This window comes from Pseudomonas yangonensis, from assembly GCF_009932725.1.
GTDB lineage: Bacteria > Pseudomonadota > Gammaproteobacteria > Pseudomonadales > Pseudomonadaceae > Aquipseudomonas > Aquipseudomonas yangonensis.
Genome location: NZ_BLJU01000234.1, coordinates 1 through 574 on the forward strand (window position 1 = coordinate 1; position 574 = coordinate 574).

Below are 574 nucleotides of genomic sequence, written 5' to 3' on the forward strand. Positions count from 1 at the left end.
TTCCAGGCATTTCTCCGGGAGGCCTTTCCGGAGGTCGCCGAGGCCGAGCGCAGCCTGGCCGGCGACTTGCTCACCACCACCCTCGGCGCGGTCGGCAAGCAGTTCTCCGAACAGCCGCGCAGCGAGGCGGAGATCGAGCGTTACGCCGAGGCCCTGGCCGATATGCTCTGCGCCTATCTCGCCGCCCTTGGCGAGCGCTGAGATGCCGTGTGGCCGGAGCAAAACCGTCGCTTGGCCCAGCGGCCCCAGGTACGCCGCTGGGCCAAGCGACGGTTTTGCTCGATAGGCGCAGAGCATATCGGCCAGGGCCTCGGCGTAACGCTCGATCTCCGCCTCGCTGCGTGGCTGTTCGGAGAACTGCTTGCCGACCGCGCCGAGGGTGGTGGTGAGCAATTCGCCGGCCAGGCCGCGCTCGGCCTCGGCGACCTCCGGCAAGGCCTCCCGGAGAAACGCCTGGAACACCCGCGCGCCCTCCGCCTTCACCTCCCGCGCCTCGTCGGCGTCGCGATACAGCGGCGCCGCGTCGCTCAGCGCCACGCGTATCGCCGCCTCTTCGCACTCCGAGCCCACGAAC

At 70.2% G+C, this 574-nt stretch carries 2 pseudogenes; one reads left to right on the plus strand and one right to left on the minus strand.

The features are described from left to right. Window positions 1-201, plus strand: a pseudogene (locus tag GYB81_RS24155) (TetR/AcrR family transcriptional regulator); the annotation flags it as partial. A gap of 75 nt (window positions 202-276) precedes the next feature. Here GYB81_RS24155 and GYB81_RS24160 read toward each other — a convergent pair. Beyond that, a pseudogene (locus GYB81_RS24160) lies at window positions 277-574 on the minus strand (TetR/AcrR family transcriptional regulator); the annotation flags it as partial.